The organism is Plantactinospora sp. CNZ321 (assembly GCF_004217235.1).
This window is the reverse complement of sequence record NZ_SHKQ01000001.1, coordinates 3,039,700-3,064,853: the sequence shown is the minus strand read 5'-3', so window position 1 is coordinate 3,064,853 and position 25,154 is coordinate 3,039,700. Positions and strand designations below refer to the sequence as shown.

The 25,154-nt window shown below is 72.2% G+C and carries 23 protein-coding genes; 10 read left to right on the top strand and 13 right to left on the bottom strand.

Going from position 1 to position 25,154, the window contains the following annotated elements; translation table 11 throughout:
- Positions 1-15 precede the first annotated feature (15 nt).
- Positions 16-141, top strand: coding sequence for a hypothetical protein (locus tag EV371_RS34285; RefSeq protein ID WP_486484599.1), 126 nt, complete (start codon positions 16-18; stop codon positions 139-141).
- A gap of 113 nt (positions 142-254) precedes the next feature.
- On the opposite strand, the gene EV371_RS13730 is transcribed toward EV371_RS34285, so the two are convergent.
- From EV371_RS13730 to EV371_RS13715, 4 genes are all read right to left on the bottom strand, one after another.
- Complete coding sequence (locus EV371_RS13730) at positions 255-683, bottom strand: DUF5130 family protein (RefSeq protein ID WP_130465887.1); 429 nt, start codon at positions 681-683, stop codon at positions 255-257.
- Positions 684-687: 4 nt separating this feature from the next.
- The gene (gene ctaJ / locus EV371_RS13725) at positions 688-990 is read right to left on the bottom strand and encodes an aa3-type cytochrome oxidase subunit CtaJ (RefSeq protein ID WP_486484598.1); all 303 of its coding nucleotides are present in this window, start codon (positions 988-990) and stop codon (positions 688-690) included.
- 194 nt (positions 991-1,184) lie between these two features.
- Complete coding sequence (kynU, locus tag EV371_RS13720) at positions 1,185-2,465, bottom strand: kynureninase (RefSeq protein WP_130462388.1); 1,281 nt, start codon at positions 2,463-2,465, stop codon at positions 1,185-1,187.
- A 142-nt stretch (positions 2,466-2,607) separates the two neighbouring features.
- A complete protein-coding gene (locus EV371_RS13715; protein WP_486484939.1) occupies positions 2,608-3,501 on the bottom strand; it encodes a tryptophan 2,3-dioxygenase in 894 nt (297 codons plus the stop codon).
- Between the two features lie 275 nt (positions 3,502-3,776).
- Here EV371_RS13715 and EV371_RS13710 point away from each other — a divergent pair, with 275 nt between their 5' ends.
- The 3 genes from EV371_RS13710 (at position 3,777) to EV371_RS13700 (ending at position 5,739) form a co-directional block, all read left to right on the top strand.
- Complete coding sequence (locus EV371_RS13710; protein WP_130465885.1) at positions 3,777-4,229, top strand: AsnC family transcriptional regulator; 453 nt, start codon at positions 3,777-3,779, stop codon at positions 4,227-4,229.
- Between the two features lie 147 nt (positions 4,230-4,376).
- A complete protein-coding gene (locus EV371_RS13705; RefSeq protein ID WP_349338224.1) occupies positions 4,377-4,898 on the top strand; it encodes a hypothetical protein in 522 nt (173 codons plus the stop codon).
- A gap of 13 nt (positions 4,899-4,911) precedes the next feature.
- Positions 4,912-5,739 (top strand): class F sortase, encoded by an 828-nt coding sequence (locus EV371_RS13700; RefSeq protein ID WP_130462386.1) that lies wholly within the window; start codon positions 4,912-4,914, stop codon positions 5,737-5,739.
- A gap of 38 nt (positions 5,740-5,777) precedes the next feature.
- Here EV371_RS13700 and EV371_RS13695 read toward each other — a convergent pair whose 3' ends face one another.
- Positions 5,778-6,311, bottom strand: a complete 534-nt coding sequence (locus EV371_RS13695; protein WP_130462385.1) for an HNH endonuclease — start codon at positions 6,309-6,311, stop codon at positions 5,778-5,780.
- A 383-nt stretch (positions 6,312-6,694) separates the two neighbouring features.
- Between EV371_RS13695 and EV371_RS13690 the strand changes: the two genes are divergently transcribed.
- From EV371_RS13690 to EV371_RS13680, 3 genes are all read left to right on the top strand, one after another.
- Entirely contained in the window at positions 6,695-7,729 is a 1,035-nt protein-coding gene (locus EV371_RS13690; RefSeq protein WP_130465883.1) for a mechanosensitive ion channel domain-containing protein, read from the top strand.
- A 347-nt stretch (positions 7,730-8,076) separates the two neighbouring features.
- Positions 8,077-9,447: an MFS transporter gene (locus tag EV371_RS13685; protein ID WP_130462384.1), complete on the top strand. Its 1,371-nt coding sequence runs from the start codon at positions 8,077-8,079 to the stop codon at positions 9,445-9,447.
- 171 nt (positions 9,448-9,618) lie between these two features.
- Positions 9,619-10,050, top strand: a complete 432-nt coding sequence (locus EV371_RS13680) for a globin domain-containing protein (protein WP_130462383.1) — start codon at positions 9,619-9,621, stop codon at positions 10,048-10,050.
- 26 nt (positions 10,051-10,076) lie between these two features.
- On the opposite strand, the gene EV371_RS13675 is transcribed toward EV371_RS13680, so the two are convergent.
- The 4 genes from EV371_RS13675 to ettA form a co-directional block, all read right to left on the bottom strand.
- On the bottom strand, positions 10,077-10,679 hold the full coding sequence (locus tag EV371_RS13675) for a YbjN domain-containing protein (RefSeq protein ID WP_130462382.1): 603 nt from the start codon (positions 10,677-10,679) through the stop codon (positions 10,077-10,079).
- Between the two features lie 131 nt (positions 10,680-10,810).
- Complete coding sequence (locus tag EV371_RS13670) at positions 10,811-11,614, bottom strand: DUF8185 domain-containing protein (protein WP_130462381.1); 804 nt, start codon at positions 11,612-11,614, stop codon at positions 10,811-10,813.
- Positions 11,615-11,661: 47 nt separating this feature from the next.
- A complete protein-coding gene (locus EV371_RS13665; RefSeq protein ID WP_130465882.1) occupies positions 11,662-12,123 on the bottom strand; it encodes a thioesterase family protein in 462 nt (153 codons plus the stop codon).
- Positions 12,124-12,157: 34 nt separating this feature from the next.
- Positions 12,158-13,834, bottom strand: coding sequence for an energy-dependent translational throttle protein EttA (gene ettA / locus EV371_RS13660; RefSeq protein ID WP_130462380.1), 1,677 nt, complete (start codon positions 13,832-13,834; stop codon positions 12,158-12,160).
- Between the two features lie 437 nt (positions 13,835-14,271).
- Here ettA and EV371_RS13655 point away from each other — a divergent pair, with 437 nt between their 5' ends.
- Together EV371_RS13655 and otsB are read left to right on the top strand one after the other, a co-directional pair.
- Positions 14,272-15,672: a trehalose-6-phosphate synthase gene (locus tag EV371_RS13655; RefSeq protein ID WP_130462379.1), complete on the top strand. Its 1,401-nt coding sequence runs from the start codon at positions 14,272-14,274 to the stop codon at positions 15,670-15,672.
- A gap of 11 nt (positions 15,673-15,683) precedes the next feature.
- A complete protein-coding gene (otsB, locus tag EV371_RS13650; protein WP_130465881.1) occupies positions 15,684-18,278 on the top strand; it encodes a trehalose-phosphatase in 2,595 nt (864 codons plus the stop codon).
- Positions 18,279-18,382: 104 nt separating this feature from the next.
- On the opposite strand, the gene EV371_RS13645 is transcribed toward otsB, so the two are convergent.
- Both EV371_RS13645 and cobA read right to left on the bottom strand, forming a co-directional pair.
- Positions 18,383-20,008, bottom strand: a complete 1,626-nt coding sequence (locus EV371_RS13645) for a family 10 glycosylhydrolase (RefSeq protein ID WP_130462378.1) — start codon at positions 20,006-20,008, stop codon at positions 18,383-18,385.
- Positions 20,009-20,218: 210 nt separating this feature from the next.
- Entirely contained in the window at positions 20,219-21,559 is a 1,341-nt protein-coding gene (cobA, locus tag EV371_RS13640; protein ID WP_130462377.1) for a uroporphyrinogen-III C-methyltransferase, read from the bottom strand.
- Positions 21,560-21,673: 114 nt separating this feature from the next.
- On the opposite strand from cobA, the gene EV371_RS13635 reads away from it, so the two are divergent.
- Entirely contained in the window at positions 21,674-22,879 is a 1,206-nt protein-coding gene (locus tag EV371_RS13635; RefSeq protein WP_130462376.1) for an RNA-guided endonuclease TnpB family protein, read from the top strand.
- Here the strand turns inward: EV371_RS13635 and cobT are convergent.
- Complete coding sequence (cobT, locus tag EV371_RS13630) at positions 22,876-23,958, bottom strand: nicotinate-nucleotide--dimethylbenzimidazole phosphoribosyltransferase (RefSeq protein WP_130465880.1); 1,083 nt, start codon at positions 23,956-23,958, stop codon at positions 22,876-22,878. The genes EV371_RS13635 and cobT overlap by 4 nt on opposite strands.
- Positions 23,958-25,091, bottom strand: a complete 1,134-nt coding sequence (gene cobC / locus EV371_RS13625; RefSeq protein WP_486484597.1) for an Rv2231c family histidinol phosphate aminotransferase CobC — start codon at positions 25,089-25,091, stop codon at positions 23,958-23,960. The genes cobT and cobC overlap by 1 nt, the downstream gene beginning before the upstream one ends.
- Between the last annotated feature and the right edge of the window lie 63 nt (positions 25,092-25,154).

Below are 25,154 nucleotides of genomic sequence, written 5' to 3'. Positions count from 1 at the left end.
ATGGAGGTGGATTCGATGGCCCAACCGCGCTACGAGTGGCATCCGCCCGAGCAGGGGTGGACCGAGGACGATCTGCGCACCCTGCCCGCGGACGGGCACCGCATCGAGTCGTACTGGCGGATCGGCACCTGGTTGGCCTGACCGGCCGCCGAGCCGGCCCGGACGTCGTCGGCGTCCAGCCGGGCCCGCGCGTCGATGCCGACCCCCGGCGGACGCCCCGGGGCGGGCGAAGGGCGGGCCGGACGGCTGCGGCGTCAGGCGGAGCTGCGGGCCCGGCTGGCGAGCTGGTCCAGGCCGCTGACAATGCCGCCGGCGAGGTCGCCGCCGCCGAAGGCGGCCACCATGGAGAGCGCGGCGAGCTTGGCGTCCCGGTCCGGGATCCGCTTGCGTGCCTCGGCCCCGGTGACGATCTCCAGCACCCGCTGGTTCGGCGAGAGCGCGAGCAGTACGGCGCGGGCCGGCTCTACCAGCTCCAGGTGCAGCCGCTGCGCATCCTCGCGTACCGGCTCGGTCAGCGGACCGACGTAGACGGTGAAGACCAGCCCGGTGGACTCGTCGGCGATCCGCAGCGCCTCGTCGATCCGGAGGAGCTGGCGGGTGGTGAACGGCCCGTCGAGCACGTTCGGCCGGGCGGTGCTGCCCGCCGGCCCGTCCCCGGCCCCGGGCCGCTCGGCCGTCGACACGCTCTTACCAGCGGTCACTTGCGCCCCCTGTCACGCCGGCGCGCTTCGGCGCGCCGATGGTCTCGATCTCCCCGCTGGTCAACGCCCGGGTCTCCGCACCGGCCGGCAGCGCGGCCCGGGCGGACTCGGTCAGGTGCTCGGGCGAGGAGAGGAACCAGACCGGCGTGAACTCGAAGGGCCGCCCCGGGCGGTAACGCCGGGCGTGCCGGCCGCTCCGGCCGGCCCCGGCCAACACCGTGATCAGAAGTATCGCGGCGGCCGGGATGCCAACGAAGACCAGCAACGTGTCGGAAACAGACAACCTCAACGCCCCCAGGCGAAAACGGGATCATCGTGCCCGGTCGGAGTGGGTGACGAAAGCGTCCACCTGACCGATCCGGTCGTCGTTCACGGTATCGGAAACCGCCACCCAGCAGATCTCGGGGTGCCGATCCCGGCCGTAACCGGCCGGCGCCCGCCCGCCCCCAAGCCCTGGCGGGGACGCCCGGTCGGCGGTCCGGATCATGCCTCGTCGACGAGCCGGGCCAGCGCCTCGGCCGCCCGCCAGCAGTCGTGGTACGTCGAGTACAGCGGGACCGGGGCCAGCCGGATCACGTCCGGCTCCCGGTCGTCGACGAGCACCCCGTACTCCCGGGACAGCCGCCCGGTCAGCGCGGCGGCCCCGCCCCGGCCGATCCGGACGGAGAGCTGGCAGCCGCGCCGGGCCGGCTCGCGCGGGGTGAGCACGGCAAGCGGCCGCCCGGGAGTGATCTGGTCGAGCAGTCCTTCGAGGTAGCCGGTCAACCGCTCGCTGCGGGCCCGCAGCGCGGGCATCCCGACCTGTTCGAAGATGGCCAGGGCGCTGCGCATCGGCGCCATCGCCAGCACCGGCGGGTTGGAGATCAGCCACGCCTCCACGGTGGCCGGCGGCCTGGAGACCGGGGCCATCTCGAACCGGGTCGCCTCGTCAGTGCCCCACCAGCCCTCGAACCGGTCCATCGCCGGGTCGCCGAGGTGCCGCTCATGCACGAATGCCCCGGCCAGCGCCCCCGGCCCCGAGTTCAGGTACTTGTAGGTGCACCAGGCGGCGAAGTCCACGTCCCAGTCGTGCAGCGCCAGCGGCACGTTGCCGACCGCGTGCGCGAGGTCCCAGCCGACCAGGGCGCCGGCCCGGTGCCCGGCCCGGGTGATCTCCGGGATGTCCATCAGCTCCCCGGTCAGGTAGTTGACCCCGCCGAGCAGCACCAGCGCGACCCGGTGCCCCTCGCGGTCGAGGTGGTCGACCACGTCCTCGGTACGCAGGTTCTCCTCGCCGGGGCGGGGGCGCAGCCGGACGACGGTCTCGTCCGGGTCCAGCCCGTGGTGCCGGGCCTGGCTGCGCACCGCGTAGCTGTCGGACGGGAAGGCGCCGTCCTCGATCAGGATCCGGTCCCGGCCGGCCTCCGGCCGGTAGAAGGAGACCATCAGCAGGTGCAGGTTGACCGTGAGCGAGTTCATCACCACGGTCTCGGCCGGCAGCGCGCCGACCAGCGACGCGCTCGGCCCGGTGAGCGCGCGGTACGACGGCACCCAGGGCCGGTCGCCGGCGAAGTGGCCGGAGACGCCGAGCCGGGCCCAGGTCTCCAGCTCGGCCTCCAGGTCGGCGCGGGCGGCCCGGGGTTGCAGCCCGAGCGAGTTGCCGACCAGGTAGGCGGCCTCGGCGTACCGGCCGCCCTCGGCCGGAGGGACGTGGAAGAGGTGCCGGTGACCCGGGTCGGCCTCGTCGCGGCGCCGGGCCGCCTCCTCCTGCTCCGGGGTGGTCATCCGCTCGTCAACTCCTCTGTCGCCCGCCCTCGGGGCCTCTGTCGCCCGCCCTCGGGTCCTCGTTCGCTCGCCCTCAGACCTCGTTCACTCGCCCTCGGGTCCTCGTTCGCTCGCCCTCGGAACGGAACGGTAGCCGCCGGCACTACATCTCCGTCCGGGCAGCCCACAGCTCGGGGAAGACCTCCCGGGCCATGCTCCGGCGCAGCCAGGCCGCGCCCGCCGACCCGCCGGTACCGACCTTGGCACCCATGGTTCGGCGTACCGCCTTCAGGTGCTGGTGCCGCCAGTCGTCGAACTGTTCGGCGATCTCCACCAGCGTCTCGCCCAGCTGCCGCAGGTGGTTGTCCGGGCCGGTGTCGGCGTAGATCTCCACCCAGGCGGCGGTCAGCTCGGCGCTCGGCTCGGCCTCGGCGGAGAAGTCCCGATGCGACAGCGCGGCCGGCAGGTCGAAGCCCCGGCGGGCCAGCAGGGCGGCCACCTCGTCCCAGACACTCGGCGCTCGGAGCGTCTCGACAAGTTCCGCGTGGACCTTCGGCTGCCGATGGAACGGCCGGACCATGCTGGCGGACTTCAACCCGAGCAGGAACTCCAGCTGCCGGTACATCGCGGACTGGAACCCGGAGCCCTCGCCGAGCAGGTTGCGGAACCGGTTGAAGTCGGCAGGGGTCATCCAGCGCAGTCCCCGCCAGGCCCCGTTCAGCCCCTCCAGGTGCAGGGCGGCCCGGTGCAGCGGGGCGAGCGCGCCCCACAGGTCGTCGGCGCGCAGCCGCTGCCGCGCCTCGCGCAACTCGAAGCAGGTCAGCCCGAAGTACAGCTCCATGATCTGGCTGACCATCAGGAACGACATCTCGCCGGGATCCCGGCTCAGCGGCTGCTGGAGGCGATGCAGCGTACTGGCGTGCACGTACTCGTCGTACGGCGTACGTCCGACCGGTTCCAGGGTCGGCTCGCCGCCGTTCGCCGCCGCCCGGGCCGCCCGCTGCGCCGCGTTCACCGGACGTACCCGGGGTCGACCAGGTCGCCGCTGCCGCTGGATGCTCTCCACCGTCGCCTCCGTTCCGTGCCCGCTGCCGGGTTCGTGGCCCGCTGCCGGATTCTTCGTGGCCCGCTGCCGGGTTCGGGTTGGCCCGCACTGCGTTCCGTGGCCCGCTACCGTCATGATCTCGCCGCCGACGCCGCGGACGGAATGCCGGACCAACGGCGATAGGGGCTCAAGTCCAGCGCTTGTGTGGTTGGCCGGCGGATTGGCTTAACGTTTGAAAGGTCGATCCGGAGTACGGGGTCAGGTCAGGCGAGAGTGAGCAGACGATGATGGACGAGATGGACTGGGCACTGCTGCGGGAACTCCAGGCGGATGCCCGGCTCTCCTTCAGCGAACTCTCCCGCCGGGTCCACCTCTCGCCACCGGCCGTCGCCGAACGGGTCCGCCGGCTGGAGGAATCCGGTGTGGTGACCGGGTACCACGCACACGTCGACCTGGCCCGGGCCGGCCGGAACGTGGTCGCGATGATCCGGATGTCCTGTTACGGAGCCCGATGCATCCTCCGGGACCCGGAGGTGCCGGACTGGCCGGAGATCCTGGAGATACACCGGATCACCGGGGACGCCTGCTCGATGCTCAAGGTGGCGGCCGAGTCGATCGAGACGTTCGAGCGGGTGATCGACCGTCTCGCCCCGTACGGCCAGCCGTCGAGCACGATGGTGCTCTCCAGTCCGCTGGACTGGCACCCGGTACTCCCGGTTCCGCCCGCGTCAGGAGGTTGACCAGGGCGACCGTCTGTTCTCAGCCGCCCGGGAGCGTGTGTGCGCCCGGTCGGTGGGAAGACGTCCCGGGACGGTGGCCGCGCACCCGACCCGCGCCCGACGCGACGGGTGCCCGGCCGAGGGGTTGCACCGCCGGGGAGGGAAGTCATGCTCACTGCCAAGGTCGTCGGCCGTACGATCGCCGCCGGCGTCACCGTCGCCACCCTGGTTCCCGGGCCACTGTTCGGAAACGTGAGCGCGGTACGGGCCGGACCGAACACGTTCGTCGAGGTCACCCCGAACACCGCCCAGGCGGGTACCCGGGTCAACATCCGGGCGAGTTGCGACGGCGCGAACAACCAGCAGGCCACGGTGCACTCGGACGCGTTCGGCCGGGTGATCGTGCGCCCCGACAACGGCTTCCTGACCGGGTCGGTGACGATCCCGGGCAGCAAGGCCCCCGGGGCGTACGCGGTGAACCTGGCCTGCGAGCAGAACGGCAACAACGCCACCACCACGCTGACCGTGGTGAACATGAGTCAGGGCAGCCAGGGACCGGCCACCGGCGGTGGCGGTACGGCGGGCGGACCGGGCGGGACGCTGATGATCGCCGGTGGTCTCGGCATCGTCGTGCTGGCGCTCGGGTTCGGGGTGGCCGGCCGGCGGCGGCGTACCGAACCGGGTAGTTGACCCGCGGGCCGGCATGTTCCGCTTCTCCACGGGCGACGGCACGTGGCGGGGCCGGACCGGCCGTTGGTGGGCGCGTACCGCGCGGTGGCGACACCGCACGGCCCGGCTCGCCCGGCAGGCCACCGCGGCGAGCATCACCAGCCCGGATCCGGTCGACGGCACCCCGCCCGGCACCCTGGACACCGCGCCGCCCCGGTCGCCCCGGTGGGTGGGCCGACGCCGCTGGGCCCGCCGGCCCGGCCCGGTACCCGTGATCACCCTGCTGCTGGGCCTGCTCGTCACCCTCTTCGGGGTGCAGAGCGTCACCGGGATGGTCCTGCTGCCCAGCGGGCTGCCGTTCGGCGCACCGGCACCGCCCCGCAAGTTTCCGGTGCTGGAGTCGAGCCCGCCGGTGGAGATCGGCATCCGGTCGCTCGATCTGACCGCGCCGGTGCACCCGGTCGGGGTGGCACCGGACGGCACCATCGAGGTGCCGGCGTCGGACCGCCGGGAGGAGGCCGGCTGGTACCGCCAGAGCCCGACCCCGGGTCAGTACGGGCCGTCGGTGATCGTCGGCCACGTCGACACCCGGACCGGACCGGCCGTCTTCCACGACCTGGCCGGGCTGCGCCCCGGCGCCAAGATCGAGATCGATCGGGAGGACCGGTCGGTGGCGGTCTTCGAGGTCAACTCCGTCAGGCGGTTCAACAAGTCCGATCTGCCGGTGGACCAGGTCTACGGCGACTTCAGCCGGCCGTCACTCCGGCTGATCACCTGCGGCGGTCGCTGGGTCGGCGGCTCCACCGGATACTCCGACAATGTCATCGTGTTCGCGTCCCTGGTCTCGGCCCGGCACACCTGAGTCTCCGCCCGCCGGGGCGTGACCGGGGACGGGCGCTCTCAGGCCGCCTCGGCCTCGCACAGGTCCAGCCAGTCCGCCCAGCGTGGGTCCGGTGCCCGGTGCCCCAGCACCCGCCACGCGATGCCCTTCGGCGCGGTCGGCAGCGAGTGCAGCCGCCAGCCCAGCTCGGCCGGGGTCTTGTCACCCTTGGTGTGGTTGCACCGGGCGCAGGCCGCGACGACGTTCTCCCAGGCGTGCCGGCCGCCCCGGCTGCGCGGGAAGACGTGGTCGATGGTCTCGGCCGGGCCTCGGCAGTAGACACAGCGCCAGTTGTCGCGGGCGAAGATCGCCCGGCGGGAGAGCCCGACGTGGGTCCGGTACGGCACCCGGACGAACCGGGTCAGCCGGACGACCGACGGCACCGGCAGGGAGTTGCGGGCACTGTGCAGGATCCCGTCCCCGTCTGCCACGCAGACGGCTTTGGCGGAGAGAACCAGAATGGCGGCTCGACGCACTGAAACGACACACAGCGGCTCATAGGTCGCATTGAGCACCAACGCTCCGGAGCCCGCCGTGGGTCGTATGTCAGGCATCGCGCTCACCCTCTCGGTTGTTTCCGGTCCGCTCCCTCGCCCGCCCGGTGCCGGCCCCGCCCCGGTGACCGGCCGAGCAGTACGCGACGACCGGCCGCCATGACCACGGCCGACGCCGGCAGATCACCGGCGTCCGTGCGCCAATAGTCCCCGATAGCTGGCGCGATTGCACGCACTAATCCGGGGTCCCGCAGAAAGCTTTCACGTCCCGTGGCAGGATGACCGGTTCCGTCCCCCACCCCGCCGGACGTCGGCGCGGGCGCGCCCCACGACGCGAGCGCCGTCGGCCACCGGCCGGCGGGTCGGCCGAGACGGGCGGACGCCGGTACGGTACGAAGGCACTCGTGAACCCCGCGACGCTGATCACCGCCGCCGTGCTCGGAATGCCGCTGGCCGAGACGCCGGCCCCCGGGACGCCGGACCCCACGCCGAGCTGCCTGGACAACCCGCTCTGCGATCAGGTCTACCGGGTGACCAGGTCGGCGTGGTTCGCCGAGGGGAGCAACCTCTTCCTGATCAAGCCGGCCACGATCCTGCTGATCCTGCTGGTGGCGGTCCTGCTGCGGTTCCTGCTGCACCGGACCATCAACCGGCTGGTACGAAGCACCTCGGAGAGCCGGATCCCGACGGTGCTCCGGCCGCTGCGGGAGCGTACGCCCAGTGCCGCGGGGGACCCACAGGCCGTCGTACCCGAACGGCGCCGGCAGCGGGCCGAGGCGATCGGCTCGGTACTGCGCAGCGCGACCACCGCGGTGGTCTTCGCGATCGCCGCGCTACAGATCCTCAGCGAACTCAGCTTCGACCTGGCCCCGTTGCTGGCCAGTGCCGGCATCGCCGGCCTGGCCCTCGGCTTCGGCGCCCAGACGCTGGTCAAGGATCTGCTGAGCGGGCTCTTCATGCTGCTGGAGGACCAGTACGGGGTCGGGGACACGGTGGACCTCGGCGAGGCGACCGGGGTGGTCGAGGCGGTCGGTCTGCGGATCACCACCGTCCGGGACGCCCGAGGAGTCGTCTGGTACATCCGCAACGGCGAGATCATCCGGGTCGGCAACAAGAGCCAGGGCTGGGCGATGGTCGTGGTGGACATGCCGATCGGCTTCGCCCGTACCGAGGAGGCCACGGCGGTACTGCGGACCGCCGCCGCCTCGGTCGCGGTCGACCCGGACTTCGCACCGGAACTGGTGGAGCCGCCCGAGGTCGTCGGGGTCGAGCAGATCACCGTGGACGGTTCGGTGATCCGGACGGTCGCCAAGACGACCGCCGAGGGGCAGTTCGCAATCGCCCGGGAACTGCGCCGCCGGCTGGCCGAGGCGTTGGAGAACTCGGGCATCACCGCCGGCATCGCGGCGACCAGGATGTTCCCCCGGCCGTCGACCCCGCCGGGCGACGGCGAGACCGGCCAGGGTGGAGCGACCTGACCCGCCAGCGGCACAACCCGGCCGGCTAGGCCGGCACAGCCGGGCCGGCTACCCGGAACGGTGCTGGGCCACCTACGCCGGACGGTGTCGTGGGCGTACCGGATGGTCCGGCCAGAGAGCCGGCTGTCAGGGGTCGCGTACCGTGTGGGCGGTCCGGTATCGTCCGTTCGACCAGTCGGAGATGCGACGATCTATCCGTTTACCCTAGCCAGTCGTCATACGATCGGGCAGAATCCAGAACTAGCTCCCTCCCGGAGCGTAATGAAGACCTTGCTGATCCGAACGTCTAACGTTCCCGGCAGCCCCATCACATTTGGTCAGCGGTCGAGAACGATGGAGGCCCACCGGTGTCCGAAGAGACACACACTCCTGAGCGGCAGGCAACCTTTCGGGAAGTGTTCGCCCAGCGTGAATACCGGGCGGTCTTCGCGGCCACCGTACTGACCTGGACCGGGGACTATCTCGCCAAGGCCGCCGTCACGCTGCTGGTCTACCAGCAGAGCCAGTCTGTCGCCCTCTCCGCGGCCGCCTTCGCCACCAGTTACCTGCCGTGGCTGGTCGGTGGCCCACTGCTGACCACCCTCGCCGACCGGTACCCGTACCGGACCGTCATGGTGATCTGCGACCTGATCCGGCTGCCGCTGTACGCGGCCATCGCGATCGACGGGCTGGACACGCCGGTGATCCTGGCCCTGCTCTTCGCGGCGACCCTGGCAAATCCGCCCAGCCAGGCGGCCCGGTCCGCGATGCTCCCGCTCCTGCTCACCGGGGACCGGCTGGTCGTCGCGCTCTCCCTGCACGGCAGCGCGAGCCAGGCGGCACAGGTCCTCGGCTATGCCGTCGGGGCCGGCATCGCGCTCTACAGTCCGGCCCTGGCCCTGCTCCTCAACGCCGCCGCGTTCGGGGTCTCCGCGTCGATCCTCTGGTTCGGCGTCCGGCACCGGCCCGCCGTGCCGCCCGAGCACGGCCGGCGGCACCTGCTCCGGGAGACCGGCGCCGGGTTCGCCCTGGTATTCGGCACCCCGGTGCTGCGGGCCATCGCGATCATGGTGTTCTGCGCGATGCTCTTCGCGATCGTCCCGGAGGGGTTGGCCGCGGCCTGGGCCACCGAGTTCGCGGGCACGGGCGCCGAGCGGAGCGCCACCCAGGCGCTGATCATGGTCGCCGCACCGGCCGGTTTCATCGTCGGTGGCCTGCTGGTCGGCCGGGCCGTCCGGCCGGACCTGCGCCGCGCCCTGGTGCGACCGTTCGCGGTACTCGCCCCGCTGGCCCTGGTGCCCGCGCTCCTCAACCCACCGCCGGCGGTGGTCGCGCTGCTGGCCGCGGTCTCGGGCTTCGCGGTCGCCGGGCTGCTGCCGGTGACGAACGGACTGTTCGTGCTCGCTCTGCCGCACGGCTACCGGGCCCGGGCCAACGGCGTGATGAACACCGGCGTACAGGTGGTGCAGGGCGTCGCGGTGCTCGCCACCGGCCTGCTGGCCGAGCGGTTCACCATTCCCGGGGTGGTGGGGCTGTGGAGCGCCGCCGGAGTGCTGCTGATGCTGCTGCTGGCACTGCACTGGCCGCGGTCCGAGCGGTTCGACGCGGCGATCACGGCGGCCCAGCGCCGTTCCGCCGAGCGGGAGGCCGCGGCCGAGTCGGCCCCGGCCCGGCCGGGGCGTACGTCCCCGCCCAATCCCCGGCCGCCCTCCTCGGAGGCGGGCATCGGGGCTGTCTGAGGCGCAGCGGGCATCTTCTGGGCCTCTCGGGGCCGTCCGAGGCGGAGGCGGGCAGCTCGGGGCCGTCTGTGCCCCGCGCCAGGGCGGCGGTCGGCACGGTGTGAGGCACCCCGCACCCGGGGGACGGCTCCGGCTGCGGTCGATCGCCGAACCGGATGGCAGGATGGAGCGGTGAATCCCGCAGGTGAGCGAGAGCAGACCCGCCCGTCACCGACCTTCTACGAGGAGATCGGTGGCGAGCCCGCCTTCCGGCGACTGGTCGACGAGTTCTACGCGGGTGTCGCCACCGACCCGGTGCTCCGGCCGATGTACCCGGAGGAGGACCTCGGCCCGGCGGCGGATCGACTGAGGCTCTTTCTGATCCAGTACTGGGGTGGCCCGAACACCTACTCCGCGCAGCGGGGGCACCCCCGGCTGCGGATGCGGCACGCGCCGTACCGGGTCGGGCCGGTCGAGCGGGACGCCTGGCTGCGACACATGCGGCGGGCGATGGACCGGCTGGAGTTGTCGCCGGAGCAGGACGCGACCCTGTGGCAGTACCTCGAACGGGCCGCCTACTTCATGGTCAACACAATGGACGAGACGCCGGGGGCTGCGCACTGAGCGTCGGCCCCGGCAGCCGGTCGCGCCTAGAGCAGCGCGCCCTCGTCGTGCAGCCAGTCGACGAAGGTGGTCGCCACCGCGGCGCCGCAGTCCAGCATCTCGACGAGCAGGGCATCGTGCGCGCCGGCGCTCAACGGCACCTGCAACTCGGCGTAGATCGGCAGTTGGCCGCGCTCGGTGGGGTCACCGACGTACGCCTTACAGAACCGGCGGGTGTGGTTCCACTCGTTGACCACCCGGTAGGCCCGGTCGGCCCAGTCCGGCGGCACGGTGGAGTGTGGACGGGCCCGCATCACGAGAATCTCGTCGTCCGGCCCCTCCAGGGCGAACAGCACGGCGTGCCGCTCCCACATGGCCAGCAGGCTGCCGTCGCCGTCGGCGAGGTAGCGCACGTCGAGCAGGTCCAGCGCGTCACCGACCCGGCGTAGCGTCACCGGCGCGATCACCGGGGGGATCTCCCTGATCGAAGCCCGGTCCCCCGGCCGGGCATCGGGTTCCGGTCGGGAGTCGTGTTCCGGCTCCCGGGGGGCTGGCGGCCCGACTCGGACTGCGCCGTCCGACGGGATCCTGCTTCGAGTTTCCGGCTCGCCGCCACCGGCGTGGCCGGGGCGCCATGACCACCACGGCATCGCTTGCGCACCTCACTCCCCAGCGGATCCACGTGCCTACGTTGCGTTGGATCCGAGGCCCGACGGTACCCGTACAGCCGGCTTGAAGCACCCCCCCAACTACAGCCCCAGGACGGATGGACCATGCCTCATCAGCCGTTCGGGTGATCACGCGCCGGTTTTATCGCAAGCTGACTGACTTTCTGTGACCATGCCACTCCGAATGGTGCGGCCAAGCCAACCCAACGTCCCATGATCCGGACCTGTACGGCGTCCTGCCCGGCGGAGCCGGAGGAGCCGAGAAAGCCCATCCGGACGATGGCCTGGACGAGCCGTTGAGAGATCTCGATCCGGCCGCCGCCGGAAGCCGGACCGGCACCGACGGTGCCGGGTACCGGCACCGGATCGGCGCCGGTTGGGCCGGAAGCCGGAACGGCGCCGGGGGCGGGCATCGGATCGGTGGTCGACGGCGGTCCGGTCACCACCACCGCGACATGGTCGAGCAGGGCGTCCCGGACCGCGCGCTGACCCACCGCCCGCCCGGCGACGCCCTCGGCGGCGGCCCCGCGCAGGGTCTGCGCGGCCGCGACCGCGATCCGGCGCAGTTCGGCACCGGCGATCGTCTCCACCACCGTCCCGGGCCCACCCGGCACCGGCCAGCGCCAGTCGGCGTCCCGGCGTCGGGGCAGCGCCGCACCACCGCGGCCGAGTTCGGCCAGCAGCTCGGCGGCGGAGACCGTGGCGTCGCCGGGACCGGCCCCGGCGACCACCCGGCCGACCAGCACGTCCCAGGGCAGCCGTGCCCAGAGCACTGTCCGGTCCGGACCACCGGCCGCCCCGCCGGGCGACCCGGACCGGAGCCGGACCACCGCACCCGGGTCGAGCCGGGTCAACCGGGCCAGAAAGGCACCGGCGTCCGGCAGGCCGGAGAGCCCGTGTCCGTTCCCGGCCGCCACTGCCGCACCATCCGAAGCGTTCTCCACCGCCGGCACCGACTCGCTCCCTACGCTGGCTTGTCCCGGGTCTCCGGCTCGATCAGGTACCGCCGCAGGAACTCCTGTTCGGAGTCGGTCAGCCGGCGCGGCCGCTGCTGGTCGAGGTCGAACGGCACCAGCACCGACCGGGCCCGGCTGGCCAGCACCGGACCGTCGAACAGCTCGTAGGCGATGGTGAACCGGGACTGCCGCAGATCCTCGACCCACATCTCGATGTGTACCGTCGGGGCGCACTCGGCGGCGGCCCGGTCGAGCGTGTACCCGACCGGACGCAGGTAGTCGATCTCGTGCCGGTAGATCACCACGCCGTCGGCGAACGAGCCCACGCCCCAGGCGCGGCCGCCGGCGAACATCAGCGCCACCCGGGCCTCCTCGTACAGGGTGAGGAAGCGGGCGTTGTTGACGTGCCCGTACGCGTCAAGGTCGGACCAGCGCAGTGCGCAGTCGTAGCCGAACCGCCGCCCGTCCACCCGCGCCGCCTGTTCCGGCCGGGCCCGCACCGGACTAGTCACGGGTGAGCTTGCGGTAGGTGACCCGGTGCGGTCGGGCTGCCTCCGCGCCGAGCCGGTCGATCTTGTTCTTCTCGTACGCCTCGAAGTTGCCCTCGAACCAGAACCACTTCGACGGGTCCTCGTCGTCGCCCTCCCAGGCCAGGATGTGCGTCGCCACCCGGTCCAGGAACATCCGGTCGTGCGAGATGACCACGGCGCAGCCGGGGAACTCCAGCAGCGCGTTCTCCAGCGAGGAGAGGGTCTCCACGTCGAGGTCGTTGGTGGGCTCGTCGAGCAGGATGACGTTGCCACCGATCTTGAGGGTCAGTGCCAGGTTGAGCCGGTTGCGCTCGCCGCCGGAGAGCACCTTGGTCGGCTTCTGCTGGTCCGGACCCTTGAACCCGAAGGCCGCCACGTACGCCCGGGACGGCATCTCGACCTTGCCCACCATCAGGTGGTCCAGCCCGTCCGAGACGACCTCCCAGACGGTCTTGTCGCCGGCCAGCCCCTCCCGGTTCTGGTCGACGTACGACAGCTTGACCGTGTCACCGATCTTGACCGAGCCGGCCGTCGGCTGTTCCAGCCCGACGATCGTCTTGAACAGGGTGGTCTTGCCGACGCCGTTCGGGCCGATGATGCCGACGATGCCGTTGCGGGGCAGCGAGAAGCTCAGATCGTCAATCAGCACCCGCTCGCCGAACGCCTTGCGCAGCCCCTGCACCTCGATCACGGTGTTGCCCAGCCGAGGGCCCGGCGGGATCTGGATCTCCTCGAAGTCCAGCTTCCGGGTCTTCTCGGCCTCGTTCGCCATCTCCTCGTAGCGGTCCAGCCGGGCCCTGGACTTGGTCTGCCGGGCCTTGGCGTTGGACCGGACCCACTCCAGTTCCTCGCTCAGCCGCTTCTTCATCTTGGCGTCGCGGCGGCCCTCGACGGCCAGCCGGGCCGCCTTCTTCTCCAGGTAGGTGGAGTAGTTGCCCTCGTAGCCGACGGCCCGGCCCCGGTCGAGTTCGAGGATCCAGCCGGCGACGTTGTCGAGGAAGTACCGGTCGTGCGTGATCGCCATGACCGTGCCGGCGTACTTGGCGAGGTGCTGCTCCAACCACTGCACGCTCTCCGCGTCCAGGTGGTTGGTCGGCTCGTCCAGCAGCAGCAGGTCGGGCGCCTCCAGCAGCAGCTTGCAGAGCGCGACCCGGCGCCGCTCGCCACCGGAGAGCTGGGTGACCTCGGCGTCCGGCGGCGGACAGCGCAGCGCGTCCATCGCCAGTTCGAGCTTGGAGTCGATGTCCCAGGCGTCGGCGTGGTCCAGCTCCTCCTGGAGCTGCCCCATCTCGGCCATCAGCTCGTCGGAGTAGTCGGTGGCCATCTGCTCGGCGATCTTGTTGAACCGCTCCAGCTTGGCCTTGGTCTCCGCCACCGCCTCCTCGATGTTGCCGAGCACGGTCTTCGCGTCGTTCAGCGGCGGCTCCTGGGCGAGCAGCCCGACGGTGTAGCCGGGCATCAGCCGGGCCTCGCCGTTGCTCGGCCGGTCCAGGCCCGCCATGATCTTGAGCAGGCTGGACTTGCCGGCGCCGTTGGGACCGACCACACCGATCTTGGCCCCCGGCAGGAAGCTCAGCGTCACGTTGTCCAGCACGACCTTGTCGCCGTGCGCCTTGCGCGCCTTCTCCAGGACGTAGATGTACTGGGCCACGGTGCGGCCTACCTCCCACGGATGTGATGTCCCCGGCTGCCGTGTTTTCGACCGAGCACGACGTCGGGCTTGCTGTGGACCGCGGTGTCGGGTCACGCCGGCCACGCGGTGCGGCGGAGAGCGCCATCCTCAATCCTGACAGGTCCGGCCCGGCCCGCCCACATCACCCTCCGCCGGGCCCGACCGCAGCCCTCACCGCAGCCGCCGAAGGCTGCCCCGGCGCCGCCGCCGGAGCCGCCGTCAAGGCTGCGCCCGAGCCGCCGCCGGAGCCGCCGTTGGCGGCTGCGCCGGGCCGGCGGAGCGGGTGGCCATGATCACCTTGTGTTTCTCCACCCCGTCTCGTTGGGCAGTAACTGTGGCACTGGGGGTTAGGCACCGCAGCTACGCTCAGTACGCTCAGCGGTGGACCAGCCGTCATCACCGGAGGTGCACTGATTGTGACCGTACGTAGCTCGTTCGTGGTCGTTGCGAATCGCCTGCCGGTCGACGAGGTGACCACACCCGAGGGACGCCAGTGGCGTCGCAGCCCGGGAGGACTGGTCACCGCCCTGCATCCGGTGCTCGCCCAGCACCAGGGCACCTGGGTCGGCTGGGCCGGCGGGGTCGGCGCCGCGCCGGAGCCGTTCGACCTGGAGGGGATCCGGCTGCACCCGGTGCCGCTGAGCGCGGAGGAGCTCGAACGCTACTACGAGGGCCAGTCCAACGCCACGATCTGGCCGCTCTACCACGACGCGGTGGAGACTCCGGCCTACAAGCGGCGCTGGCGCGAGGCGTACCGGCTGGTGAACGCCCGGTTCGCCGAGGCCGCCGCCGAGGTGGCCGCCGAGGGCGCGACGGTCTGGGTGCAGGACTACCAGCTCCAACTGGTGCCGGCGATGCTCCGCGAACTCCGGCCCGACCTGCGGATCGGCTTCTTCCTGCACATTCCGTTCCCGCCCATCGAACTCTTCATGCAGATGCCGCTGCGCGCCGAGGTGCTGCGCGGGCTGCTCGGCGCCGACCTGGTCGGCTTCCAGCAGCGGCTGGCGGCGCAGAACTTCGTCCGGCTGGCCCGGCACCTGCTCGGCCTCCGCTACCAGGGCCAGATGATCCAGGTGGACGGCCGGCAGGTCAAGGCGGGCGCCTTCCCCATCTCGATCGACGTCGCCGAGATGGAGCGGATGGCCGTCGACCCGACGGTGCAGGCCCGGGCGAAGCAGATCCGTACCGAGCTGGGCGACCCGAAGACGGTGATCCTCGGGGTGGACCGGCTCGACTACACCAAGGGGATCGAACTTCGGCTCAAGGCGTTCCGCGAGTTGCTGTCTGACGGAAAGTTGACAGTTCCCGACGCGGTTATGGTGCAAGTTGCTACGCCAAGTCGGGAACGGGTGGAGCACTACCAGGCACTCCGGGTCAAGGTGGAACGTGAAGTTGGTCGAATTAATGGCGAATTCGGCCGTGTCGGTGTACCGGCAGTCCATTACCTCCATCAGTCGTACAGTCGCAGTGAACTGGCCGCGCTCTACTGCGCGGCCGACGTGATGATGGTGACCCCGCTGCGAGACGGAATGAATCTGGTGGCCAAGGAGTACGTAGCAACGCGCGCCGACTCGGGCGGCGCCCTCGTGCTCAGTGAGTTTGCCGGCGCCGCCACCGAGCTGCGCCAGGCATTCCTCTGTAACCCGCACGACCCGGACGGTGTCAAGGACGCGCTGCTGCGCGCGGTCCACGTCGACAAGGTCGAGGCCCGGCGCCGCATGCGCATCATGCAGCGCCACCTGCGTACCCACGACGTCGGGCACTGGGCCCGTTCCTTCCTCAACGAGTTGGGCGTACCCGAGACGGAGGACGAGTGAAGTCCGGCTCCCTGCTCGACGGGGGTCCCCGCACCCTCGACGTGATCGACCCCGAACTGCGGTCCGCGATCGGCCGGATCGCCCGGGTACCACAGCTCCTGGTCGCCTGCGACTACGACGGCACGCTCGCGCCGATCGTGGAGGACCCGACCAAGGCCGTGCCGCTGCCCGAGTCGGTCGCCGCCGTACGCGCGCTGGCCGCGCTGCCGCAGACCACCGTCGCCGTGGTCTCCGGGCGGGCCCTGCGTGACCTGGCCACCCTCTCCCGGCTACCCAGCGAGGTGCATCTGGTCGGGAGCCACGGCTCCGAGTTCGATATCGGTTTCGTCGAGCGGCTCTCCCCCGAGCTGATCGAGGTACGCACCCGGCTCCGCAACGAGCTGCGCCAGATCGTCGCCGGCAGGGCCCGGGTACGCCTGGAGACCAAGCCGGCCAGCATCGCGGTACACACCCGGGGCGCCGACCCCGAGGTGGCCGCCGAGGTCGTCGCGGCGGTGGACGCCGGCCCCGCCATCTGGGCCGACGTCACCGTGACCCGGGGCAAGGAGGTGATCGAGCTGTCGGTGATTCCCACCGACAAGGGCACCGCGCTCGAACAGCTCCGTACCCAGCTCTCGGCGAGCGCGGCGCTGTTCCTCGGCGACGACGTCACCGACGAGAACGCCTTCGCCAAGCTGCAGGGGCCGGACGTCGGCATCAAGATCGGTCCGGGCGAGACCCGGGCCGCGTACCGGATCGACGAGCCGGTCGACGCCGCCCGGGTGCTCGGGCTGCTGCTGGAGGTACGCCGCAACTGGCTCTTCGGCGAGCGCGCCGTACCGATCGAGCGGCACTCGATGCTGGCCAACGGGCGTACCGTCGCACTCGTCACCCCGGAGGCGAGCCTGACCTGGCTCTGCCACCCCAAGCCCGACTCCCCGGCGATCTTCGCCGACCTGGTCGGCGGCAACCCGGCCGGCTACTTCAGCGTCGCGCCGGAACGCGGCGGCCTGCCGCTCGGCCAGCGCTACCGGACGGGCACCATGACGGTGGAGACCCGCTGGTCCGGGCTGACCGTCACCGACTGGCTGGACCGGCCGTCCACCGGCGGCGTGCCGGCCGGATCGGCCGTGATCAGTGGCGACTCGACCCTGGTCCGGGTGCTCACCGGCGCCGGCCGGGCCCGGCTGGAGTTCGCCCCCCGCCCCGAGTTCGGCCAGGTCGCCGTCCAGCTCCAGCCGCTCGGCGACGGACTCCTGGTGCTCGGCTCCAACGAGCCGATCGCGCTCTACTCCCCCGGGGTCGAGTGGGAGATCGCGAGCGACGGCGGCTACGAGACCGCCCGGGCCGTGGTCGATCTGGCCGCCGCCGGCGGCTCGATCAGCTGCGAGCTGCGGTTCGGCTCGCACAACCTGGACCACCACCGGGTGCCGGTGCACGAGCGGCAGGCGATGGCCGAGCAGCCATGGCGGGACTGGGTCGCCGGACTGCGGCTCCCCACCTCGGCCCGGGACATGGTCGGGCGCAGCGCGCTGACCCTACGCGGCCTGGTGCACGAGGCCAGCGGCTCCATCCTGGCCGCCGCGACCACCTCGCTCCCCGAGGAACTGGGCGGGGTACGCAACTGGGACTACCGGTACTGCTGGCTCCGGGACGCCGCGATGACCGCCCGGGCGCTTGTCGACCTCGGCTCGCTGAACGAGGCCGAGGGCTTCCTGCGCTGGGTCGACGGCTGCGTCGAGCGCACCGGCGGGCACCCGGAGCGGCTGCACCCGCTCTACACGGTGGACGGCTACGAGCTGGGCGCCGAGGCGGTCATCGACACCCTGCCCGGGTACGCCGGCTCCCGGCCGGTCCGGGTCGGCAACCTCGCCAACCACCAGCTCCAGCTCGACGTCTTCGGGCCGATCGCCGACCTGCTGGCGGCCGTCGCCGACCTGCGCGGCGCGGTGCACGACACCGAGTGGCGGGTGCTGGAGAACATGGTCGAGGCGGTCGCCCGGCGCTGGCACGAACCCGACCACGGGCTCTGGGAGGCCCGGCTGCCTCCCCGGCACCACGTCTACTCCAAGGTGATGTGCTGGATGACGGTGGACCGGGCGCTGCACGTGGTGCGGCGGCACGGCGACGGCGACCGGCAGGAGTGGGTCGAACTGCGCGACCGGATCGGGCACAACGTGCTGGAGTTCGGTTGGCACGCCGGGGCAGGTGCCTACACGGTGGCGTACGGGGACGAGGAGATGGACGCCTCCTCGCTCTGGATCGGCCTGTCCGGCCTGCTCCCCGACGACGACCCCCGGTTCCTGGCCACCGTGCTCAAGGTCGAGGCAGACCTGCGCAGCGGCCCGGTCGTCTACCGCTACCGGTGGGACGACGGGCTGCCGGGCCGGGAGGGCGGTTTCCACATCTGCACCGCCTGGCTGATCGAGGCGTACCTGCGTACCGGTCGACGCTCCGACGCCGAGGAGCTGTTCAGCCAGATGGTGGACACGGCGGGTCCGACCGGGCTGCTCCCCGAGCAGTACGACCCGATCTCCGAGCGCGGCCTGGGCAACCACCCGCAGGCCTACAGCCACCTCGGCCTGATCCGCTGCGCCCTCCTGCTGGACGACATGGTCAAGGCGTGACGATCGCGCGGCCGGGTGACATCGTGCTTCTTCGGTGACACCGCCGCTTGAGTGCTGTGGTGGCCTCACGGCCTCCGTGAGGCCACTACAGCAGGCGACCAGCGTCAGCCGACCGGCGCGGAGGTTCCGGCGGCGGCGGGCTGGCTCTCGTGGTGCAGGCGGGAGACGGCGGTGATCAGGTAGGCCGGGTCGCCGACCGGGGGCGGAGCGGTGTCGGTGAAGCGCTGGGTGCCGGAGCCGGCTCGCTGGAGCCGGAGCAGGTTACGCGGAGCGTCGATTCCGCAGCCGGCGGCGTCGGCGCGGTAGATCGCGTAGTAGGCCGGCGCCGTGCCGCCGGACGGGGCCGACCAGGTCAGCTCCACCCCGGTGCCGACCCGACGGGCGGCCGGTGACCGGACCGGGCCGGGCGCCGTCCCACCGAGCCGGGTGTTCACCGGCACCAGCGCCGGATAGCGGTAGAAGTCGGTCCGCAGTCGGTCGGTGAAGCCCAGCGGGTTCGCCAGCAGTTGCTCGATCGAATAGTAGATGTCGCCGGAGACCCGGTGGCTCCGGTTGCGTACCAGATGGTCCGGCATCTCCTCCGGATCACCCCACTCCCCGATCCGGTACGCCGCCTGCCCGACGTAGAGCTGCACGTCGGTGCCGGCGACGACCTCGGACCACCAGGGCACCAGAACGTCGTAGTCGGCGGCGGCGAAGCCGATCGTCCAGTAGAGCTGCGGTGCCACGTAGTCGATCCAGCCCTGCTTCACCCACCTGCGACTGTCGGCGTAGATGGCGTCGTAGGACTGCAGGCCGGTGGTGGCCGAGCCGAGCGGATCGGTCCCGGCGTTGCGCCAGATGCCGAACGGCGAGATGCCGTACCTGACGTGCGGCTTGACCTGCCGGATCCGGGTACCCACCTCCTGCACCAGGGTGTCGACGTTGGACCGCCGCCAGTCGGCGAGCGACCGGCCCGCCCCGTACGCGGCGTACTCGGCGGCGTCCGGGAAGGTCTGCCCGCTCACCGGGTACGGGTAGAAGTAGTCGTCGAAGTGCACCCCGTCCAGGTCGTACCGGGTCACCGCGTCCATGATCGCGTTGACGGTGTGCCGCCGGGCGGCCGGCACGCCAGGGTTGTAGTAGAGCTTGCCGTCGTAACGCTCCACCCAACTCGGGTTGGTTCGGGCCGGATGTCCGGCGGCCAGCCTCGTCGGATCGCCCTGGGTGCTCACCCGGTACGGGTTGAACCAGCCGTGCAGTTCCAGGTTGCGGGCGTGTGCCTCGGCGACCGCGAAGGCCAGCGGGTCGTAGCCGGGATTCCCGCCCTGGCTCCCGGTCAGATACTGCGACCACGGCTCGTACGGCGACGGCCAGAACGCGTCAGCGGCCGGTCGGATCTGCAGGAACACCGCGTTGAGCCGCAGGGCGGCGGCCTGGTCGAGCAGGTTGCGCAGCTCGGCCTGCTGCGCGGCGGCGGTGAGCCCGGCTCGGGACGGCCAGTTGATGTTGGAGACGGAGGCGATCCAGGCTCCTCGGAGCTGTCGCTTCGGGTTCTCCCCCACCGGGCAGTCGGCGGCGGCGCTCCGGACGCCGTTCGCTCCGCCGGCCGCAGATCGGGCACCCGCCGTCGACACACCGACGGCCGGCGGCCGCGCCGCACCGGCCACCGCGCCGGAGCCGACGGTCGTGAGCAGGGCCAGCAGGCCCGTCAGCAGCAGTCGCCGCGCGCCCGTCCCACCTCGTGCCATCGCCAGCACTCCTATCGTCGGCCGGCCCGGCGGAGTGCTGATGGTGGCACGCACCCAGCGCCGACCGGCCGGGGCGACCCGCCGCACGTCGGCGCACCGCCCCGGCCGCACGCAGGTCGCGCCCGGCATCCAGTGATGGCGATAAGTTTCGCCCAGCGGAATCGATATGTAAAGATACTTCAACCAGTGCCTGAAGGCGACCGGGACGCGTCAGGCGACCGGGGCTGCGGAGGTTCCGGTTCCGGTTCCGGCCGGAACTCCGGCCAGTGTCGTCGCCACCTCGCCGAAGACCACCACCGCCGGGGCGCGGAAGCCAGCCGCGTGCGTCTCGGCCGCGACCGCGTCCAGCGTCGACCGGAGTACCCGCTGACCGTCGGTCGTGCCCTCCTGCACCACGGCGGCCGGAGTTTCCGGCGGCCGGCCGTGCGCTTGCAGAGCGGCGGCGATCGCCGGCAGGTTCCTCAGCCCCATCAGCACGACCAGGGTGCCCCGGAGCCGGGCCAGCGCCGACCAGTCGACGAGGGAGTCGGGATGTCCCGGCGGGAGGTGCCCGGAGACGACGGTGAACTCGTGCGCCACACCTCGGTGGGTCACCGGGACACCCGCCGCCGCCGGGGCGGCGACCGAACTCGTCACCCCGGGAACCACCGTCACCGGTACCCCGGCCGCGGCACACGCCAGCACCTCCTCGCCGCCCCGGCCGAAGACGTACGGGTCACCGCCCTTGAGGCGTACCACCCGGGCACCGGCCAGGGCCCGCTGCACCAGTACCCGGTTGATCTCCTCCTGGGTGGCGGCCGGACCGTGCGGGATCTTGGTGGCGTCCACCAGCTCGACATCGGGCCGCAGCTCGTCGAGGAGCAATCCGGGGACCAGGCGGTCGGCGACCACGACGTCGGCCTCGGCGAGCAGCCGCCGGCCACGAACCGTGATCAGTTCGGGGTCGCCGGGGCCAGCGCCGACCAGTGCGACCCGGCCGACCGGGCCGGCCACTGCCGGAGGGGCGGTGGTGGTCGGCTCCGACCCGTCGCCGCCGGCCCGCCCCGCCGGCACGCCGCTGCCGCCGGCAACGGCCTCGTCCGGCTCGCCGCCGACGCTGAGGGTTCCGCTGACCAGTTTTTCTCGGATCGCGTCCCGGACCGCCACCGCCCGGCGCGGGTTGCCCCCGCCGAGCACCGCGACGGTGACCGGGCCGTACCGGGTGACCGCCGGGGTCCAGGCGGTCGCGGCGTCCCGGTCGTCGGCGCGTACGCAGAAGATCCGCCGGTCGAGCGCGGCCGCGCTGACCGCCTCGGCGGCAGCCGGATCGTCGATCGCCACCTGTACCAGCCAGGCCCCGTCGAGGTCGGCCGGTGCGAACTCCCGAGCGACCCACTCCAACCGGCCCGCGTCGACGTGTGCCCGCAGCGCCGGGGTCAGCGCGGGGGCGACCACCACCACCCGGGCCTGCGCGTCGAGCAGCGCCGGCACCCGCCGGGTCGCCACCGCCCCGCCACCGACCACCAGCACACGCCGGCCGGCGAGCCGCAGCGCAAGTGGATACATGATCATCGGAAGCCGCCCGAGCAAGCCCTGGCTTCAGCCATGGGGAGGAGAGGGTGGTCAGGCGTGGTCGGCATGGCATCGGCTCCTGGCGGCTGGGCGAAACTGTCGGATGCGGCTGGGATGCTTCCAGTTGTGGAGGAGACGGTGCGGTACACCTACCGGTTGCGCCCCGGCGTGACCGCAGAGGCCGTGCTGTTGGCGGAGTGGGGGCGGTGTCGCTGGTTGTGGAACGAGGCCGTCCACCAGTACAAGACCGGCCGTAAACCCACCTTCGGCAAGCTGTCTAAACTGCTGACCGAAGCGCGGGCCGGCTCGTCGTGGCTGCGGGAAGGCTCTCAAGTCGCCCAGCAGCAGACGTTGCGTACCTACGCTCTTGCCCTTCAACACTCCTTCACGGTGAAGGGGCGAGGTCGCCCGGCAGTCAAGCGGTTGAAGGACACGCTGCCCAGCCTCGAATACACGGTGCGCGGGTTCTCGATCCGCGACCGTCGACTGCGGCTGCCCGGCGGCGTCAGGATTCCGGTCGTCTGGTCCCGCGAGTTGCCGTCCGCTCCGACCAGTGTCCGGGTCTACCAGGACTGCCTCGGGCACTGGTACGCGTCCTTCGTTGTCCGCCGCGAGGCCGCATCGGCGCCTGACGTTGCGGGTGGGATCGGTGTGGACTGGGGTGTCACGACGACCGCAACCACGACAGATGCCGCCTACGACCTGCCGTACCTCGGCCACCGCAAACGCTGCGCCGCCGAACTGGCCAAGGCGCAGCGCCGGATGGCCCGGCGTCGCAGGCCGAAGGGCGCTCCACCGTCGAACGGCTACCTGCGCGCCAAACGGCAGGCGGCGAAGCTGGCGAAGAAGGCGGCCCGGCAGAACACCCACGACGCCCGCATCTGGGCCAAGAAGGTCATCGACAACCACGCCACGATCGCCGTCGAGGACTTCACACCCACATTCCTCACCAGATCCCAGATGGCCCGCAAGGCCGCCGACGCGGCGATCGGGGCGGCGAAGCGGGAACTGGTCGAGCGTGGCATGCGGGCGGGCCGGAAGGTGGTGCTGGTACCGCCCGCCTACACCACGATGACCTGCTCGCAGTGCGGTACGAGAGCCAAGCACCGCCTCGGGCTGGATGTCAGAGTCTTCCGGTGCGACACCTGCGGGCACACCGCCTGCCGCGACCGGAACGCCGCGAGGACGATCCTCGCCACGGCAGAGCGTGACCGTGCTGGCGCCGACGACGTGAGACACGCGATCACCTCCTTCCAGGGCGGTGGGCTCGTGCGGTCTGAGCCAGAAATCCCCCGGCTTCCAGCCATAGGGAAGCGTTAATTTTCCGACACTCCCGCCGCGTCGAACGTGGCCACCTCGTGCAGAACCCGCACCGCACTGGCGACCACCGGATAGGCAAGCAGGGCGCCGGTGCCCTCGCCGAGCCGTAGGCCCAGGTCGATTATCGGCAGCAGGCCCAGCCGGTCCAAGCCGGCGCTCGCGCCCGGCTCGGCCGAGCGGTGCCCGGCTACCATCGCGCCGACCGCGTCCGGGGCGAAGGCGGCCGCCGCGAGCGCGGCGGCGACCGCGCTCACCCCGTCCAGCAGCACCGGGACACGCCGCGCGGCGCCGCCCAGGACAAAGCCCGCCAGCGCCGCGTGCTCCAGCCCGCCGACCGAGGCCAGCGCCCCGAGCGGATCGGCCGGATCGGGTACGTGCCGGGCCAGCGCCGCCCGCACCACGGCCACCTTGCGGGCGTACGTCGGATCGTCGACCCCGGTGCCCCGTCCGGTGGCCTCGGCCGGGTCCATCCCGGCGAAGGCGGCGATCAGCGCGGCGGCAGCCGTGGTGTTGCCGATCCCCATGTCACCGGTGACCAGGATCCCCGCACCGGTGTCGACCAGGTCGTACGCCACCCGGATGCCGGTCTCGACCGCACTGCGTGCCTCGTCCCGGGTCAGGGCGGGCTGGACACTCATGTCCCGGCTGCCGGCCCGCACCTTCGCGTCGACCAGCCGGGGAGTCGAGCGGCCCGGCCGCTGCGCCGGCACCGGTACCTGCGCCACCGGGGTGGCCACCCCGACGTCGACCACGATGACCGCGGCGCCGGACTGCCCGGCGAAGGCGTTCACCACCGCACCGCCGGCGAGAAAGTTGGCCACCATCTGTGCGGTGACCTCCTGCGGCCACGGGGTCACCCCCTGGGCGTGCACGCCGTGGTCGGCGGCGAAGATCGCCACCGCGGCAGGCTCGGGCAGCGGTGGTGGACAGGCACCGGCGAGCCCGGCCAGGCGTACCGAGAGTTCCTCCAGGGCGCCCAGCGAACCGGCCGGCTTGGTCAGTCTGGCGTTCAGGTCCCGAGCCGCGGCCATGGCCGGCTCGTCGAGTGGACCGATCTCGGCCAGGGTGGCGTCCAACATCATGCCTCCAGGATTCCGGCCAGCGCGGCCACGAAGAGGTCGGTGGTGGCAGTGTCCCGTACCGCGAGCCGGAGCCAGTCGGGGCCGAGCCCCGGGAAGGTGTCCCCGCGCCGTACCGCGAAGCCCCGGTCACGCAGGGCCAGCCGTACCCGCGCCGCCCCGGGCAGGTGCACCAGGACGAACGCGCTGGCCGGGGTGCCCGCGACGCGTACCAGGGGCAGCTCGCCGAGGCGCCGGACCAGGTACGCCCGCCGGGCGGCGAGCCGGGCGGCGAGCCGGCGCTCCGCCTCCACCGCAGCGGGCGTGGCGCAGGCCGCCGCCGCGGCGAGCGCCGGGGTGGAGACCGCCCAGAGCGGTTGCACCGCCGCCAGCCGCTCGACCAGCTCGGCCGGAGCGAGCAGGTAGCCGATGCGGAGTCCGGCCAGTCCCCAGGTCTTGGTGAGGCTCCGCACCACGACCAGCCCCGGTAGGTCACGCCGGGCCGCCAGCGACTCGGGTTCGGCGACGTCCCCGGCGGCCCCGGCTCCACCGCCCGCCCCGGTGCCAGCATCGGCATCGGCATCGGCGCGGATGGTGGAGTCGGCGAAGGCCTCGTCGACGACCAGCACCCGGCCGGGGCGGGCCAGTCCGGCCAGTACGCCCGCCGGGTGGAGTACCGAGGTGGGGTTGGTCGGGTTGCCGACGAAGACCAGGTCGGCGTCGGCCGGTACCCGTCCGGGGTCCAGCCGGAAGCCGCTCTCCGCCGGCAGCAGTACCCGCTCGACCCGGTGCCCGGCCGCCCGCAGCGCCGCCTCGGGCTCGGTGAACTGGGGATGCACGACGACCGGCCGACGCGCGGCCCGGAGTGCCTGGGCGAGCAGCACGAACGCCTCTGCCGCCCCGGCGGTCAGCAGCACCTCGTCGACCGGCCGGCGATGCCGGGCGGCGACGGCGGCCCGGGCCGGGGCTGGATCGGGGTAGGCGGTCAGCGCCTCCAGCGAGGCGACGATCGGCTCCCGCAACCAGGCCGGCATCGGATGCCGCTGGACGTTGACCGCGAGATCCACCAGCCCCGGAGCCAGCTCGACGTCGCCGTGGTGACCGAGATCGGGCTCGGCGGGTTTCGGTGCGGGTGCTGGCCGGTGCATGGGCATGATCCTGCCGGGCGGCCGGTCGCGGCGGCCAGCGGGCGTCGCGGAGCGGATCGGGGGTAACCG

Coding starts and splice junctions, on each gene's coding strand:
- cobA (WP_130462377.1), bottom strand. CDS start 21,559: ATGATCATGTATCCACTTGCGCTGCGGCTCGCCGGCCGGCGTGTGCTG.
- EV371_RS13645 (WP_130462378.1), bottom strand. CDS start 20,008: ATGGCACGAGGTGGGACGGGCGCGCGGCGACTGCTGCTGACGGGCCTG.
- kynU (WP_130462388.1), bottom strand. CDS start 2,465: ATGACCACCCCGGAGCAGGAGGAGGCGGCCCGGCGCCGCGACGAGGCC.
- cobC (WP_486484597.1), bottom strand. CDS start 25,091: ATGCCCATGCACCGGCCAGCACCCGCACCGAAACCCGCCGAGCCCGAT.
- EV371_RS13700 (WP_130462386.1), top strand. CDS start 4,912: ATGTTCCGCTTCTCCACGGGCGACGGCACGTGGCGGGGCCGGACCGGC.
- EV371_RS34285 (WP_486484599.1), top strand. CDS start 16: ATGGCCCAACCGCGCTACGAGTGGCATCCGCCCGAGCAGGGGTGGACC.
- EV371_RS13695 (WP_130462385.1), bottom strand. CDS start 6,311: ATGCCTGACATACGACCCACGGCGGGCTCCGGAGCGTTGGTGCTCAAT.
- EV371_RS13675 (WP_130462382.1), bottom strand. CDS start 10,679: ATGCCGTGGTGGTCATGGCGCCCCGGCCACGCCGGTGGCGGCGAGCCG.
- EV371_RS13705 (WP_349338224.1), top strand. CDS start 4,377: ATGCTCACTGCCAAGGTCGTCGGCCGTACGATCGCCGCCGGCGTCACC.
- cobT (WP_130465880.1), bottom strand. CDS start 23,958: ATGTTGGACGCCACCCTGGCCGAGATCGGTCCACTCGACGAGCCGGCC.
- EV371_RS13710 (WP_130465885.1), top strand. CDS start 3,777: ATGGACGAGATGGACTGGGCACTGCTGCGGGAACTCCAGGCGGATGCC.
- EV371_RS13635 (WP_130462376.1), top strand. CDS start 21,674: ATGCTTCCAGTTGTGGAGGAGACGGTGCGGTACACCTACCGGTTGCGC.
- EV371_RS13690 (WP_130465883.1), top strand. CDS start 6,695: ATGCCGCTGGCCGAGACGCCGGCCCCCGGGACGCCGGACCCCACGCCG.